Source organism: Alteromonas sp. ABV4_150, from assembly GCF_056311745.1.
The window spans coordinates 3,158,862-3,174,203 of record NZ_CM149971.1 but is presented as its reverse complement, the minus strand read 5'-3'; the positions used below and the strand labels follow the sequence as shown (position 1 = coordinate 3,174,203).

The following is a 15,342-nucleotide window of genomic DNA, read 5'->3' as shown; positions in this document are numbered from 1 at the left end:
ACACCCACTTACTTCACCTTTACAAAGTACAGTTTCGGACAGACACTCACCCTACTCTCACAAAGTACAGTTTCGGACAGACACTCACCCTACTCTCACAAAGTACAGTTTCGAACAGATACTCAATATTATCTCGTTTAAAGATTAAAGCCATCCGAACAAACTGTAGGTTCGGGGAAAGAGGCACTCAGATACAAAAACGCCCTCATAAATGAGGGCGTTTGAAACTAGATAGGAGCAAAAAACTAGTTAGTTAAGTCGTCAAAGAATTTCTTCACACCGTCGAAGAAACCTTGCGCTTTCGGGCTGTGCTTGCTCGACGCTTTGCCCATTGACTCTTCTAGCTCTTGCAGAAGCTCTTTTTGACGTGATGACAAGTTAACTGGTGTTTCAACCACAACCTTGCACATCAAGTCGCCCATAGCGCCACTTCGCACTGACTTCACGCCTTTACCACGTAAACGGAACATGCGGCCAGTCTGCGTTTCGGCGCTAATTTTCAGCTTAACTTTACCGTCTAAAGTAGGTACTTCAAGTTCGCCGCCGAGTGCTGCTGTAGTAAAGCTTAGCGGTACTTCACAATACAGGTTGTTGCCGTCCCGTTGGAAGATGTCGTGTTCACGAACGTGTACTTGTACGTACAGGTCACCCGCTGGAGCACCATTCTCGCCCGCTTCGCCTTCGCCAGAAAGACGAATACGGTCTCCTGTGTCTACGCCTGCAGGGATCTTAACATTAAGAGTCTTAGTCTTTTCTTTGCGACCATGACCGTGACAGCTGTTACAAGGATCTTCAATAATCTTGCCCTTGCCTGAACAAGTCGGACAGGTTTGCTGTACAGCAAAGAAACCTTGGCGCATTTGAACCTGACCGTTGCCGTGGCAGGTTGGACAGGTTTTAGGTGAAGAACCTTTTTTCGCGCCTGAGCCGTCGCACACGTCACATTCGACCAGCGTAGGTACGCGAATATCAACGCTCTTACCGCGAACTGCTTCTTCTAAACTTAGCTCTAGGTTGTAACGTAAGTCTGAACCTTGACGAGCACGCGACTGACGTCCACCGCGACCACCGCCGCCAAAGATATCACCAAAAACATCGCCAAAGATATCGCCGAAGTCGGCACCACCACCGAAGCCGCCGCCACCGCGGTTTGGATCTACACCTGCGTGGCCGTATTGGTCGTATGCTGCACGCTTCTGCGAATCTGACAGAATTTCGTAGGCTTCCTGGATTTCTTTAAACTTATCTTCCAGGCCTTTATCGCCTTGCGTACGGTCAGGGTGATACTTCATCGCAAGCTTTTTGTACGCTTTTTTAATTTCACGTTCGCCCGCGCTTTTATCTACCCCGAGTACTTCGTAGTAGTCTCGTTTCGACATATCGTTTACATATCCTACTTTTTTGTCGACAAGCATGTAATGCTCGTCGAATCTACATCTGACTGTTGTGAAAATAACCTGACTAGGTTTTTAATAACGCTAGGTCATTTAAACCAAGCTATTTGCACCAAGTTATTTACACAACAAAGGCGCAACAAGAATATCCTGTTGCGCCTGAACTGCTTACACAGCCCGGCGCGCCGGGCTAATCACAACAGTTTACTTCTTGTCGTCGTCTTTCACTTCTTCAAATTCTGCGTCAACAACGTCATCGTTTGCTTGACCAGAAGAAGCTTGCTGCTCAGCGCCTTCTGCGCCACCAGCTGCTGCTTGTTGAGCTTGCGCCGCTTCCATCAGCTTGCTAGACGCCTGAATAAGTTCTTGCGTTTTCGCTTCGATTTCCGCTTTGTCTTCGCCTTTAGACGCTGTTTCTAGCGCAGTAAGGGCTTCTTCAATTGGCGCTTTGTCTTCTGCACTTAGTGCATCGCCAACTTCTTCAAGCTGCTTACGTGTAGCGTGGATCATACCATCAGCTTGGTTACGCGCTTGAATTAGCTCTTCGAACTTCGCATCCGCTTCTTTGTTCGCTTCTGCATCCGCTACCATTTTTTCTACTTCTTCATCGCTTAGGCCTGAAGAGGCTTTAATGGTGATCTTCTGCTCTTTACCTGTGTCTTTATCTTTCGCAGACACGTGTAGGATACCGTCAGCATCTAGGTCGAAAGTAACTTCGATTTGCGGCACACCGCGCGCTGCTGGACGAATGCCTTCAAGGTTGAACTGACCAAGAGACTTGTTGCCGCTTGATTGCTTACGCTCACCTTGTAGTACGTGTACTGTTACCGCAGACTGGTTGTCTTCCGCTGTAGAGAACGTTTGCGACTTCTTAGTAGGGATAGTCGTGTTTTTCTCGATAAGCGCAGTCATTACACCACCCATTGTCTCGATACCTAGAGACAAAGGTGTTACGTCTAGAAGTAGTACGTCTTTAACGTCACCAGAAAGTACACCACCTTGAATTGCCGCACCTACCGCTACTGCTTCATCAGGGTTTACGTCTTTACGTGGCTCTTTGCCGAAGAACTCAGTTACATACTTCTGTACTAGCGGCATACGCGTTTGACCACCGACAAGGATGATGTCGTTGATGTCGCCTACAGATAGGTCTGAATCAGCTAGTGCTTGCTTCAGCGGATTAAGCGAGTTTTTCACTAGGTCTTCAACCAAAGACTCAAGTTTTGCACGAGTAAGCTTAATCGCTAAGTGCTTAGGACCAGTCGCATCAGCCGTGATGTATGGCAGGTTTACTTCTGTCTGTTGTGAAGAAGAAAGCTCGATTTTCGCCTTTTCGCCTGCTTCTTTAAGACGCTGCATTGCAAGCGGATCTTTACGAAGATCGATGCCTTGATCTTTCTTGAACTCTTCAACTAGGTAGTTAATAACACGGTTATCGAAGTCTTCACCACCAAGGTGTGTGTCACCGTTAGTTGCTAGTACTTCAAACGTGTGCTCGCCATCTACTTCGTCGATTTCTATGATAGAGATATCGAAGGTACCACCACCTAAGTCGTATACCGCAACAACATTGTCGCCTTGCTTTTTGTCCATGCCGTAAGCAAGAGCAGCAGCAGTAGGCTCGTTGATGATACGCTTAACTTCAAGACCTGCGATACGACCTGCATCTTTAGTCGCTTGACGCTGAGAGTCGTTAAAGTAGGCAGGAACAGTGATTACTGCACCAGTTACTTCCTCGCCAAGATAGTCTTCAGCGGTCTTCTTCATTTTCTTAAGTACTTCAGCAGAAACCTGAGGAGGCGCCATTTTTTCGCCTTTCGCTTCTACCCATGCGTCACCGTTATCAGCACCTACAATTTTGAAAGGCATGATGTCGATGTCGCGCTGTACTTCTTTATCTTGGAAGCGACGACCAATTAGACGCTTAATAGCGAATAAGGTGTTTTCAGGGTTAGTTACCGCCTGACGCTTCGCTGATTGACCTACAAGTGTTTCACCATCGTTTGTGTAAGCAATGATTGAAGGTGTTGTACGATCGCCTTCCGCGTTTTCAATTACGCGAGGTTTGTCGCCGTCTAGAACTGCGACACATGAATTCGTTGTACCTAAGTCGATACCAATGATTCTACCCATTTCGTGTCTCCGAATGATTTTCTTAATACTGTACTTTTAGTGGGGTTATTCCCCGTCTTTTCAATAGATGCCAGTAAAAAAACTGACATTTTTGTGTGTTCGTCGCAAAAAGCGTCTTAAGCCTGCGTATCCACACCGCCGCTTGGTGCACGCGATACCATAACCATGGCAGGGCGTAGCAAACGACCATTAATTTGATAACCTTTCTGCATCACAGCCATCACTGTATTTGGCTCGTGGTCTGCACTTTCTTGCATAGACATTGCCTGATGCAAATCAGGGTTAAAGGTTTCACCCTGCGGATCAATAAGGCTTAATCCAAATTTCTCAATAGTGCTTAAGAAAGTTTTGTGGGTCATTTCCACACCTTCTAAAAGCGGCTTCACAGCTTCATTATCACCATCGGTCATTTCGATAGCGCGCTCTAAGTTATCGATAACAGGAAGCAATTCGCCAGCAAAACGTTCAAGCGCAAATTTACGCGCTTTTTCTACTTCGCCTTCAGCGCGACGACGTGCGTTATCAGCATCTGCGCGAGCTCGAAGTACACCATCCTGCTGCTCTTTAATGGTTGCTTGCGCTTCAGAAAGTGCGGTTTCTAATTCGTAAATGCGCTGCGCATTTTCGTCTAGCTCTACACCTTCTGCTTCTGATGCTTCTACCTGCGCTTCATCAGCATTAATTACAGTCTCATCTACTGTATTTTCCTGTTCTGCCTGCACGTCGCGATTATCGCTCATGCCTACCTCCAAACGTTTTTCTTAATTAGGCGATGCCCAATAACACTAAAATTACTGGGAATAACTTCGTTGCGCTTAGTTATGGGGCTAGTTTTAAGGTGATCAAGGGTATCCACAATAATTTTGTGGACGATTTTAAAAAATACTGAGAAATTTTAGTTTTAATTTAAAAACTACTCATGACTCTAAGTGATGTGTTTAAAACGAAGCGTCCTGAATTCTCGCTTCCCACTTTTATTATCAAATATTTTTTGATAAACATTCAAAAACAAGCCTGTTACTGTTTGCAAATTATATCTCTACACTTCTCCTGCCAGTCGCAATTGAGCTGTACCGACTTTTTACCCCGTACCAAAAATTGGAGAAGAGAGATGATCAAATTAAAGCAACTTGTTATCGCTACTACTGTTGGGCTAAGCATGTTAAACGGCGTGGCCTTCGCTGCTACTGAAGTAGGCCCATTAGAGCCTGTCACCACATTTGAAGATGTGAGAGGTGCAGGTATTACCATTACTCCATCTGGCCGATTACTCATTAGCATGCACCCGCTTGATAATCCAAAGCTAAAGATTGTTGAGGTAATGGCTAATGGATCTAAACAACCCTTCCCTAATTTAGATTGGGCAGATGGCCCAGAAACTGGTGATGTGGGCTTTAGTGCCGTTATTGGTATACACAGCGATAGTCAAGGCATTGTCTGGATGCTAGACATGGGAAGTGAAACCTCACCAGCCAAACTCGTTGCGTGGGATAGCAATGAAAATGCCCTGCTTAAAACCATTGAACTTGATAGCAAAGCACTTAAAGCAAATTCGTTTGTTCAAGACTTTGTTATTGATGAAAAGCACAACAAAATTTATATCGCAGACATGACATTTGGCAACTTTGCTGGTGCAACAAAGCCGGCAATTATTGTCGTAGACACCGAGACGGGCGAATCTAAGCGCGTATTAGAAAGCGCTTCTTACCTTATGCCTGAAGATAGAGAGCTTGTCATTGAAGCATCGCTACTTGCCTCTAAAACCGATGATGGTAAACCAAACCCACTTAAATTTGGTTTAAATCCAATAGCCTTAGACCCAGCCTCTGACACACTTTATTTTGGCGCGTTCACCGGCACCAAAATTTATCAAATATCAACATCCGCTATCGCCGATACGTCGCTATCAGACAATGAACTAGAGAAATCTATCCAAGTATTTGGCCCCAAAAACCCTAGCGACGGTATTGCACTAGCGCCAGGAGGCGGCGTGTTAGCCACCGATTTAGAAAATAACGCGGTTGGGTTAACAACTAAAGGAAAGTATCAAACGCTTATTCAAGATAAGCGCCTGTCTTGGCCCGATAGCCTTGCAACAAGCAACGGTTATGTTTACGTCACTCAAGACCAGCTGCATCAGCACCCAGCTTTCAGCCAAGGGCTAGGTAATGCCAAGCCACCCTATGTGCTTTATCGCTTCCGCTTTGAGCAATAAATATAGATAGAGAATCAAACCTATTCTCTCTATTTATCCCTAATTATTCTAATCGTCTCGGGGGGGGGGCAATCAGCCCCTTACTTTTACTAATAACTGAATTTATGTGAGGAAACTGGAAGATGTGCCACATGTGAAAACCGTGTTAATGTAAACGTATGAATAAAATAAGTTTTCGAGAGAACTAATTTGTGCGTCCAACTGCACGAACTATCTACTACATGGAATATCTATGCTAAGTATCTGGACGGTAGGCACTATTGTCGGTTTCTACCTTCTCGCGCTTTTCGCTTTAGCATTTTGGGGCGACAAGCACTTACGCGATAATCGGCAGCACCCTGTGCTTTATAGCCTAGGACTTGGCGTACACTGTACATCTTGGGCTTTCTTCGGCACCACGTCGCAGGCTGCCCAATATGGCTGGGCAGTTATTCCCACCTATTTAGGCATTATGCTCACCATGGCATTTGCCTTTCCTGTAGTGCTTCATATAAGTCGATTATGCCAGCAACACAACATTAGTTCGCTAGCTGACCTCATCTCACTAAAGTACCAACACTCTCATCTAATCGCCGCACTTATCACTTTGCTATGCTTTTTTGGCGTTGTGCCCTATATAGCATTGCAGTTAGACGCCATTACGAAATCGATAAATTTGCTTACCGCAGAGCCACAATCAAGCACACCATGGTTAAGTATTTACGTAGCAAGTTTACTGGCCATATTCGCCATAACTTTTGGTACGCGTACGCTAAACTTGACGGAAAAGCATCCTGGATTACTTCTAACCATTGCTTTCGAGTCGGTGGTAAAGCTTGTGGCGCTTTTGGCAGTAGGCGTTTTTGTTTGCTTCTTTTTATTCGATGGCGTTTTAGATTTAGTTTCTAACGCCTCGTCAAATGACAGTGCCAGAGACGTCATTTACGCTGATAGCGCACCCTGGGTTTATGCATCACATGTAGTTCTTGGCATTTGTTCCATGTTCGTACTACCTAGGCAGTTTCATATGAATTTTGTCGAGCAAAATGGTGAGAGCGAACTTCGTACTGCAAGGTGGTTGTTCCCACTCTATCTACTCGGTATGACGTTGTTTGTTATCCCCATCGCCCTTGCCGGCAAAATGCTGCTTCCGGCAACAGTAAGTTCAGATGCCTACGTACTCGCCCTGCCCTTATCGACCGAAAACATCGCCCTTTCCGGCTTTGCTTTTATTGGGGGATTATCGGCTACCACCAGCATGGTAATTGTAGCTACCCTAGCCCTTGGAATCATGATTTCTAATAATGTGGTCACCCCACTTTGGCTAAAAGCACGCTTGAAAACATCACCAAACCGCTCTATGGAGCCAAGCAATATTCTCTCTATCCGGCGACTTACCGTTTTAATCGTACTTAGCATCGCACTGTGGTATCACTTAAATGTTAGCCAAGCTGCGCCTTTGGTGAAAAGCGGCGTAATTGCCATTGCTTTATTGGGGCAATCTATGCCTGCACTTATGTTTGGTATTTACTGGCAACGGAGTACGAAAACTGCAGCTATTTGCGCATTGCTAGTGGGCTTTGTTTGTTGGGCTGTATTTCTACTCTACCCCAGTTTAATGTCTAGCTACTATTTTAATCCAGTACCTACTGACCAAGCTTTGGGCCTGGGATTTGCTTATTCATTAATGGCCAACTGCATAACCTTTATTGCCGTAGCGCTGATCACATCAGAACGTGGCGCTAAACAGAATAATGCAGAAACACCACATGACGGTGCTCCTCATCTACTCGTAAAAGTCCGTGATTTAATAGCGCTTACCGAACGTGTTCTTGATACCGGTACTCATAGTCAACTTGTGCAGCAACTTTCTGTAGATGTTAACCGCGCCGCAAGCAGCGGATATGCAAGTCAGGCTCTTATTGACAGAGTGAACAAACTGCTTGCCGCCCAAGTGGGAGCACCGAGTGCGCGAATTTTATTGGGCGCGATTGCAAATACCAGCAGTGATAGCTTGCCTGAACTGGTTGATTGGGTAGAAGAAGCGTCCCAATCGTTTCAATTCAACCATGAAGTACTTCAATCGTCTGTGCAAAATATCGAGCAAGGTATAAGTGTACTTGATGACAAACTACAGTTGCTGGCATGGAATGATAGATACGTAGAGCTTTTTGCCTATCCCAAGGGATTTCTCAAAGCAGGCATGTCTATCACTGAAATACTCAATTTCAACGCCAAGCGCGGTTTATTTAGTTCCACTAATATAGAGCCCGAATCTATCACTATTCAGTCTGAAATTGATAAACGCGTTAGTTTTATGTTGGATGGTAGTCGCCACAAATTCATAAGAAAACAAGCTGATGGAAAAGTAATCGAATTAAACGGCGCTCCGCTACCTGGTGGAGGATATGTGACTACTTACAGTGACATAACTGAGTACATCGCAATTCAACAGCAGCTCGAAAACTCGAAATTGGAGTTGGAGGAACGGGTAGCTATGCGCACCGCAGAGTTAGAGGAGGCTAGGCGTCAGGCAGTGCTGGCAAATGAGAGTAAAACGAAGTTTCTCGCAGCTGCCGGCCATGACTTAATGCAGCCTTTCAATGCGGCGGCGTTGTTTGCCTCGATGCTTAATAAAAAAACTGAAGGCGGTGAAATGGCAGACCTGTCTGAGGGAGTCGTCAACTCGCTTGATAGTGCTCAGAGTATACTTACAATGTTACTGGACATAACTAAGCTAGACGCTGGTGTATTAAAAGTTCAAAGAAGTATTTTTCCTTTGAATGAAATCTTATCTTCATTGGCTCAAGAATTCAGCATTATTGCTGAGCAAAAGGGACTCAGCCTTAGCTACATCCCCTCAAGTTTATTTGTATATAGCGATAAAAATTTACTGAGAAGAGTTGTACAAAATTTACTGTCCAATGCCGTTCGCTATACGTCAAAGGGAAAGATAGTAGTCGGTATAAGAAGAGCAGCATGTTTAAACGAAAACATTCAAAAGTCTAAAAAGATAAGAATAGTAGTCTGCGATACCGGTAATGGTATCGCCGCCGATGAGCAACAAAACATTTTTAGTGAATTCCATCAGTTAGATAATCCAAATAGTAGTGAAGGCATCGGTTTAGGTTTAACGATAGTTGAACGAATATGCCGCTTGCTAGGCCATCGAATATCACTAGAATCAACTATTGGGAGAGGCAGCTGTTTCTCCATTCATCTAGATTTAGCGCATACACCTGAGCCATGCAACCACCAACATATTGCTCATAACCCACCTTTTCAGCTATCAAAAAATTCTGAGTTCAATGCCAATTCGCCTTCAGCTTTTTTACTTGGGCGCTCTGTATTGCTTATAGAGAATGATGATCAGGTCGCAGCAGCAATGCGTTCATTGCTAGGAGATTGGGGAGCTGAGATTTACTGGATTAAAGGACAGCAGGATAACCTGCCTATTAGAAAAAGCTTTGACGTACTAATTGCAGACTATCACCTTAATGCAGGTGAGAAAGGCATTGAGTGTGCAGACCTACTTGCTCAAAACGGCTTTTTGTTCCATTGCACGCTGCTCATTACAGCTAATCGTAGTCATAAAGTGCGGGAGGAAGCGGCTTCACTAGGTATGGCTTACTTACCGAAACCTGTAAAACCGCTCGCGCTGAAACGTCTATTGAAACAAGGTCTTGAAAAATAACTACTCTGGCAATCCAATATGCATTTTAGCGGTGCTATATTCCAACGTAACAACAAAGTCTTTTAACAGGTCGTAACCAATGAGTCCAACGACTTTCTTACCACCGAGTCTGCTTCCTAATTCTTTGTATTGGCTTTCTATATGTGTCTTTTGACCTTCAGTAGGAAAACTCACCTTAACATCACTGATCTCATACGGCCCAAATTTGACAGTGTCAGCTGTTGCAAACTCATTAACACCAGAACCGTTTACTCCATAAGATTCCGACGTCGCCTCAACTTTATCTAATAGACCAACTCTAGATGCCACTTTTCTGTCAACAAATAATGAACCCGAATTACCTGTGTCAATAAGAAGCCAATGTGCTTTACCGTTGATTTCAATTTCCGCAATAGGCATTCCACTCCCCTGCTGGACCACAGTGCGAACATTAGCCACATCGTACATATTCACGCTGTCTCTAGTTATCAGTCTCATTTTTTTGTTGGGGTAGTCTAATTGAACAATGAAGTTTTGAAAAAAGCTTGCCCCTAAAAGCAGACCGTTTGAATGATGGCCTAGGTTTCCTTCAACCAAGCTATCGAGTTCGAAATCTGAGCCAAATATATTTACTTTCACATTATTAAATGTGCTTCGCTTCTCAATTTTATATACTCCCTGAATCTTGACCGCTCTTCCGCCATCTAACTCAAGGTCATGTTTTCCAATGAACGCTTTATTAATACTGTTTATCTGCGCGCCGGAATCGAGCATAACGCGAGACTCTATACCCTCTATGGTTACAGGTAAAAATACGTGGCCTCTGTCGAGTGTAAAGTCAGTCCAGTGAGTAGCTGCAGCGCGGCAAAAGAGAGGGAGAAATAAAGCAATTAATAGTGCAGAACGCTTCATAAAAGTCCTTTTTATTAAATTTTGATTTTTTGGTTATCTGAAGTAAAGCTAACACATAGTTTTTGCGACTACTATTCCTACAGAATATTCGTTAAATTTTAACAACCAGGGCGCTAGACATGCATCGCATTTTTGAACGCTATGCCCGCCTTGGTTCTATTAATCACGCCAAGCTTTCTTAACACCGCAGAGACATGTTGTTTAACGGTAGACTCAGAAATGTCGAGTTCGTAAGCAATCTGCTTATTGAGCAAGCCATCTGATACCATGCGAAGTACTTTGAGCTGATGAGGCGTGAGTTGTTTCAATCTAGCCGTGAAATCACCTTGGTCGGATACACTTTTCGCACCAGAGACAGCTGAATTTTGTAGCGAACCCGAAGGTATCTGAACTGATGGAGGTATCCAAGTTTCCCCATCCAATACTGTATTTACTGCGTCAATAATGCACTCAACCGAGGCAGATTTAGGAATAAAACCACTTGCACCTAGTGCAAACGACTTTGCCATGACGTCGGGTTCTTCTTGTGCGGTAATAACCACTACTAGGACATCAGGGTATAGCGCATGTACTTGTGCAAGGCCATTTAACCCTTCGTTGCCTGGCATGGTAAGATCTAAGAACAGTAGGTCTATGTCTTGATCTTCCTCAAGATGAGAAAGGGTACTTGGGAAGGTAGACGTCTCAACAAGCTCTAGGTGCTCCACGCTAGTTAATGCATGACACATAGCGGCCCTAAACAAAGGATGATCGTCAGCAATCAAAATTTTTACGGACATAATGCTATCAACTTGTAACTACCTTGTTAATTAACATACTATCACGCCGGCCTAAAAAGGTTAATGCTGTAGCGTAACTAGTTACACAAGACCTTCGCCCCCCAATATTCTCGTAGGTATCAATCGGGTAAAAGCGAACGCGCCTAAGCACAAAGGCTTAGGCGTGATGAACGTCGTTAGGTTTACTTAAGCTCTATCGTTTAGAATCGATAACCTACCGTAAGATGCACTGTACGTGGATCACCGTAATAACCGATAAGTGTTGTATCGCCTCCGAGACCTGGCCCAAAGTTGCCCTCACCGTCTTGTGTGACAAAGTCATATCCACCAACCAGATACTCTTCATCGGTCAAGTTTTTCACATGTAATCCGGCATACCAGTCGCCTTCAACACTCTCCAAGCGCGCGCTTAAATTCACCATACCGTAAGCATCTTGTTGAATAAGGTCGCTGGTTTCAAAGATAAGGTAATCATCGCGGAAGTAATAATTGGCGTTGAAGGTAATATCTCCGAAGCTCGTTTCTAGAAAGTAATTAGCATTAAAGTTAAAGGTATTCTCAGGTGTACTGGCTAGGCCAATCAACGGAGGAATGGCATTGTTTTTCTTAATCTCGAAGTCAATATAGCCGTAAGCAACATCAAACTGCAGGTTATCGGTTGCTACCCACGTCATTTCTAACTCGGCACCTTTGGCGGCAGTTTCTGCTGCGTTGCGCAGACGCTGATCAAGTGCGGTAGGATCGGACAAATCCCCTTCTACACCAATGTACTGACGATCTTTGTGATCATATGAAAATAAAGTGACATTCATACGAAGCGCGTCGCTTAAATCGCTTTTCACGCCCACTTCGAAGCTATCTACGACTTCAGGTTCAACACCAGGCTCATTGGTTTGAGCACGAGGGTTAAAGGTGCCCGACTTAAAGCCTTGTGAGTAACTTGCGAAGAACATGGTATCGCGGTTCATTTGATATTCCAGCCCCACTCGCGGGGTAAAGCGAGACCAGCTTTCTACAGCCGGCGCATCCAAGACATCATCACCATTAGTGTCTGTCCCCAGTACCTGAGGAACTAACTGTCCGTCAGGGCGCACATAGCCATCTACCCAGTCTGTGTAAGGATAAACATTGGCAAATATCAAACCGTTGTTTACAAATGCGCTCTTTTCTTCATCGGTGTAACGGGCACCAAGAGAAAGCGATAGCTTATCGGTAACGTCGTAGTTCATTTGCGCATAAGCAGCCCAGCTTTCTGAATTATTGCAGCCCGTCACCTCCCTGGTTAATCCTGGCGCTCCTAATGATTGACCGAGCACACCTAGGATTGCGTCAAAGTTTCCGCAGCTTTCACCGTCATAGAAGTATAAACCGGAGACAAGGCTGAAAGTATCTCCAATGTAGTTAGCTTGAATTTCATGAGTATCGTTACTGTCGTCGTACTCTGCCGGTACATCGAAAATAGGCAAGGGTGTATTGTCGAAATCGATGTTGGTAGGTGAATAGCTTTCTCTGTGCGAACCAATATATTTAAGCTCTAAATCATCATTCACTTGGTATCGCGCAAGCCAATTATAGCCTTCTAACTCAACTTTATTCCACGTCGGAAGGCTAGTATAGGAATCGAAAACCGAATCAGGTACAGGCGCATCTGTCAAAATACTGGGAATTAAACGATAGCCGCCTTTCGCGTTTGATGTATCTTCGGTTTTATCCCAACCAATGCGGAAAAATAGATCTTCGCTTGGATGAATCTCAAGTGTCACACGGGCTGCCCAAAGATCTTTGTTATAGTTTTCTTTGTCTTGGTTAGGCAACGCGCTTACTAAGTATTCGCCGAAACCATCGCGGTTTAGATTGGCATAACCCACGCCAAGGTACACCGTATCTTCAATCAATGGAATTTGACCGGTCACTCTAATATCTCGCTGACTGTAGCTGCCTACGGTAGCCTCAACATTCATTTGCGTATCGCCAGTCATTTCTTTAGTGACGTATTTAACTGCCCCACCAATGGTGTTCTTTCCGTAAAGGGTTCCCTGCGGGCCCCGTAATACCTCAATACGCTGTACGTCTAACAAATCAAGTACGGCCCCTTGTGGGCGAGCAATATACACATCATCCACATAAATACCTACGCCGGGTTCATAGCCCCATAGCGGGTCTTGTTGGCCTAATCCGCGAATAAATGCTGTCAAAGTGGAATTGGTACCGCGACTGGTTTGTAGCGTAGTGTTGGGCGAAAACTGCTGCACTTCAGTCAGCACGCTAATCCCTTTTTCGCCAAGTTCAACCGCACCAATAGACGTGATAGCTACCGGCGTCTCCTGTAGCGACTCTACAGTTTTTCGCGCTGTCACCTCGATGCGTTCTAGCTTTCCCTTTTGCTCTTGTGCGTCAGCATTGACTTGATCATCCTGTGCGAATACTGGCGCTGTACTTATTACGCTAGCCACCGCAAGGGCACATAAGCTACGCATGGGACGTTTTACTGTAACTCTATTAAGTTCTTTTGTCGTAACAGCGGCTGAATACGATTGATAGGGTGATACCAAGCTATAAATGTGTGTTGATTTAGACATAGTGAGTCCTTGTTGTTCTAAGTTTTAGGGCCTGTTGGTCTTTGCTGTCCTTCAAATGCTGTACTTCAAAGATCAGCAGGCTCACGTCACTGTCGGGTGTATTGCCTACGGTCAAAATCACTTTAGTTAATTAATTGTTAATAGTATGTAGTACCATCGTACTATGGGATTTTTAGAAAAGTAACGTCAAACTTTATGTCTGTTATGAATGCTTTTTATTTGATTTGCATACACTTTGTGGTTTTGGGTGTGAGCAAATCTTTAATCGACTTAACTGTTTCGGATCATCTGCGGTCACAGATTTTTTAAGGATAATAACTATGTTAAGTATGATTGGCTTAGTAGGCGGTCTGTTGTTGCTTATTGTTTTGACAATACGCGGAATGAACCTCTTTATTGCTGCACCTTTGTGTGCACTTGTGGTTGCCATCACCAATAATATTGGCGTATTCACTGGCGATGTGAATTTTGTTCAAACCTATATGAGCGGTTTCTCAGGCTTCATTGCTTCTTGGTTTTTCATGTTTTTACTTGGCGCATTATTCGGTAAATTCATGGAGGATACAGGGGCCGCGGATGCTGTTTCTCGCTGGATCATCACCAAGATTGGTTACAAGCGCGCTGTGTTAGCTGTTGTGCTAGCTTGCGCTATTTTGACCTACGGTGGTGTAAGCGTATTTGTTGTTGCGTTTTCCGTCTACCCAATGGCGGTAAGCTTGTTTAAGGATGCCAACCTGCCCCGCCGCTTTATTCCAGCAGCCATGGCGTTTGGATCGGTTACATTTACGATGACCTCGGCGGGCTCGCCCGAGATTCAAAACTGGATCCCTATAAAGTATTTAGGCACCTCACCTTTTGCAGCATGGGAAGTTAGCCTTATCGTCGCCATTTTCATGGCATGCTTCGGCTACTGGTGGCTGGCTAAAATGATCAGAAAAGCCGTTAATAACGGCGAGGTGTTTGAAGCCAGAGCAAGCGACCCTGAAGTGCGAGACAGAGCGCTCCCCCACCCACTTACCGGCATTGTGCCCTTAGTGGTTGTACTAGCCATTTCATTTTTATTCCACGAAGAGCTAGCTCAGCTTGCCCTTATTCTTGCATTAGGCGGCGGCGTGCTGTGTTTGCTGGCTATTAACTACAAGCATTTTCACAGTTTACCAGCTGCCATAAATGCAGGGACGACTGGGGCATTGATTGCCATAGGTAACACTGCCGCTGTTGTAGGGTTTGGCTCTATTGCAAAAAACACCGAAGCGTTTCAAACAACGGTAGCGCTTATGACCCAAATTCCTGGTAACGAACTGATTGGTGCCGCCATTGCAGTGAGTGTTATTGCAGGGTTGACCGGCAGTGCATCAGGCGGACAAGCCATTGCCTTACCCTTGGTGGCTCCACATTACCTTGACCAAGGCGTAGAGCCAGAGCAGCTACATAGAATTGTGTCTATATCATCTGGCGCGTTGGATTCTTTACCTCATAATGGCTATGTAGTGACCACCATACGGGCCATTTGCAACGAAACCCATCAGGCAGCGTATTGGGCTGTGGGTGCACTGACTGTAGTAGTGCCAGTGATTGGATTGGCAATGGCAATTGGCTTATTCAGCTTTATGTAGCATGAGCTCAGCCGGCAAAAACGAAATTGAGCGAAGGGTTAGCGCTGATATATTCGTAGCCA

The 15,342-nt window shown here is 44.8% G+C and carries 9 protein-coding genes; 3 read left to right on the top strand and 6 right to left on the bottom strand.

Annotated features, from left to right (window positions below; all coding sequences use genetic code 11):
• Nucleotides 1-245: 245 nt before the first annotated feature.
• From dnaJ to grpE, 3 genes are all read right to left on the bottom strand, one after another.
• Nucleotides 246-1,379, bottom strand: coding sequence for a molecular chaperone DnaJ (gene dnaJ, locus ACYX4M_RS13775; protein ID WP_015066791.1), 1,134 nt, complete (start codon nucleotides 1,377-1,379; stop codon nucleotides 246-248).
• 219 nt (nucleotides 1,380-1,598) lie between these two features.
• A complete protein-coding gene (gene dnaK, locus ACYX4M_RS13770) occupies nucleotides 1,599-3,527 on the bottom strand; it encodes a molecular chaperone DnaK (protein ID WP_461851163.1) in 1,929 nt (642 codons plus the stop codon).
• Between the two features lie 116 nt (nucleotides 3,528-3,643).
• Nucleotides 3,644-4,267: a nucleotide exchange factor GrpE gene (gene grpE / locus ACYX4M_RS13765; protein ID WP_476080527.1), complete on the bottom strand. Its 624-nt coding sequence runs from the start codon at nucleotides 4,265-4,267 to the stop codon at nucleotides 3,644-3,646.
• A gap of 371 nt (nucleotides 4,268-4,638) precedes the next feature.
• On the opposite strand from grpE, the gene ACYX4M_RS13760 reads away from it, so the two are divergent.
• Both ACYX4M_RS13760 and ACYX4M_RS13755 read left to right on the top strand, forming a co-directional pair.
• Nucleotides 4,639-5,742, top strand: a complete 1,104-nt coding sequence (locus tag ACYX4M_RS13760) for an L-dopachrome tautomerase-related protein (protein WP_476080526.1) — start codon at nucleotides 4,639-4,641, stop codon at nucleotides 5,740-5,742.
• A gap of 232 nt (nucleotides 5,743-5,974) precedes the next feature.
• Nucleotides 5,975-9,415, top strand: coding sequence for a PAS domain-containing hybrid sensor histidine kinase/response regulator (locus tag ACYX4M_RS13755; protein WP_476080525.1), 3,441 nt, complete (start codon nucleotides 5,975-5,977; stop codon nucleotides 9,413-9,415).
• Here the strand turns inward: ACYX4M_RS13755 and ACYX4M_RS13750 are convergent, their stop codons facing one another.
• From ACYX4M_RS13750 to ACYX4M_RS13740, 3 genes are all read right to left on the bottom strand, one after another.
• On the bottom strand, nucleotides 9,416-10,306 hold the full coding sequence (locus tag ACYX4M_RS13750) for an aspartyl protease family protein (protein ID WP_476080524.1): 891 nt from the start codon (nucleotides 10,304-10,306) through the stop codon (nucleotides 9,416-9,418). It lies immediately after the preceding gene.
• A 113-nt stretch (nucleotides 10,307-10,419) separates the two neighbouring features.
• Entirely contained in the window at nucleotides 10,420-11,085 is a 666-nt protein-coding gene (locus ACYX4M_RS13745; protein WP_476080523.1) for a response regulator, read from the bottom strand.
• A gap of 200 nt (nucleotides 11,086-11,285) precedes the next feature.
• Nucleotides 11,286-13,664, bottom strand: coding sequence for a TonB-dependent receptor (locus ACYX4M_RS13740; RefSeq protein WP_476080522.1), 2,379 nt, complete (start codon nucleotides 13,662-13,664; stop codon nucleotides 11,286-11,288).
• A gap of 320 nt (nucleotides 13,665-13,984) precedes the next feature.
• Here ACYX4M_RS13740 and ACYX4M_RS13735 point away from each other — a divergent pair, with 320 nt between their 5' ends.
• Entirely contained in the window at nucleotides 13,985-15,280 is a 1,296-nt protein-coding gene (locus ACYX4M_RS13735) for a GntP family permease (RefSeq protein WP_476080521.1), read from the top strand.
• Nucleotides 15,281-15,342: the final 62 nt, after the last annotated feature.

Excerpts from the sequence above, each read along its gene's own strand:
- dnaJ (WP_015066791.1), bottom strand. The coding sequence starts at position 1,379 with ATGTCGAAACGAGACTACTACGAAGTACTCGGGGTAGATAAAAGCGCG.
- dnaK (WP_461851163.1), bottom strand. The coding sequence starts at position 3,527 with ATGGGTAGAATCATTGGTATCGACTTAGGTACAACGAATTCATGTGTC.
- grpE (WP_476080527.1), bottom strand. The coding sequence starts at position 4,267 with ATGAGCGATAATCGCGACGTGCAGGCAGAACAGGAAAATACAGTAGAT.
- ACYX4M_RS13760 (WP_476080526.1), top strand. The coding sequence starts at position 4,639 with ATGATCAAATTAAAGCAACTTGTTATCGCTACTACTGTTGGGCTAAGC.
- ACYX4M_RS13755 (WP_476080525.1), top strand. The coding sequence starts at position 5,975 with ATGCTAAGTATCTGGACGGTAGGCACTATTGTCGGTTTCTACCTTCTC.
- ACYX4M_RS13750 (WP_476080524.1), bottom strand. The coding sequence starts at position 10,306 with ATGAAGCGTTCTGCACTATTAATTGCTTTATTTCTCCCTCTCTTTTGC.
- ACYX4M_RS13745 (WP_476080523.1), bottom strand. The coding sequence starts at position 11,085 with ATGTCCGTAAAAATTTTGATTGCTGACGATCATCCTTTGTTTAGGGCC.
- ACYX4M_RS13740 (WP_476080522.1), bottom strand. The coding sequence starts at position 13,664 with ATGTCTAAATCAACACACATTTATAGCTTGGTATCACCCTATCAATCG.
- ACYX4M_RS13735 (WP_476080521.1), top strand. The coding sequence starts at position 13,985 with ATGTTAAGTATGATTGGCTTAGTAGGCGGTCTGTTGTTGCTTATTGTT.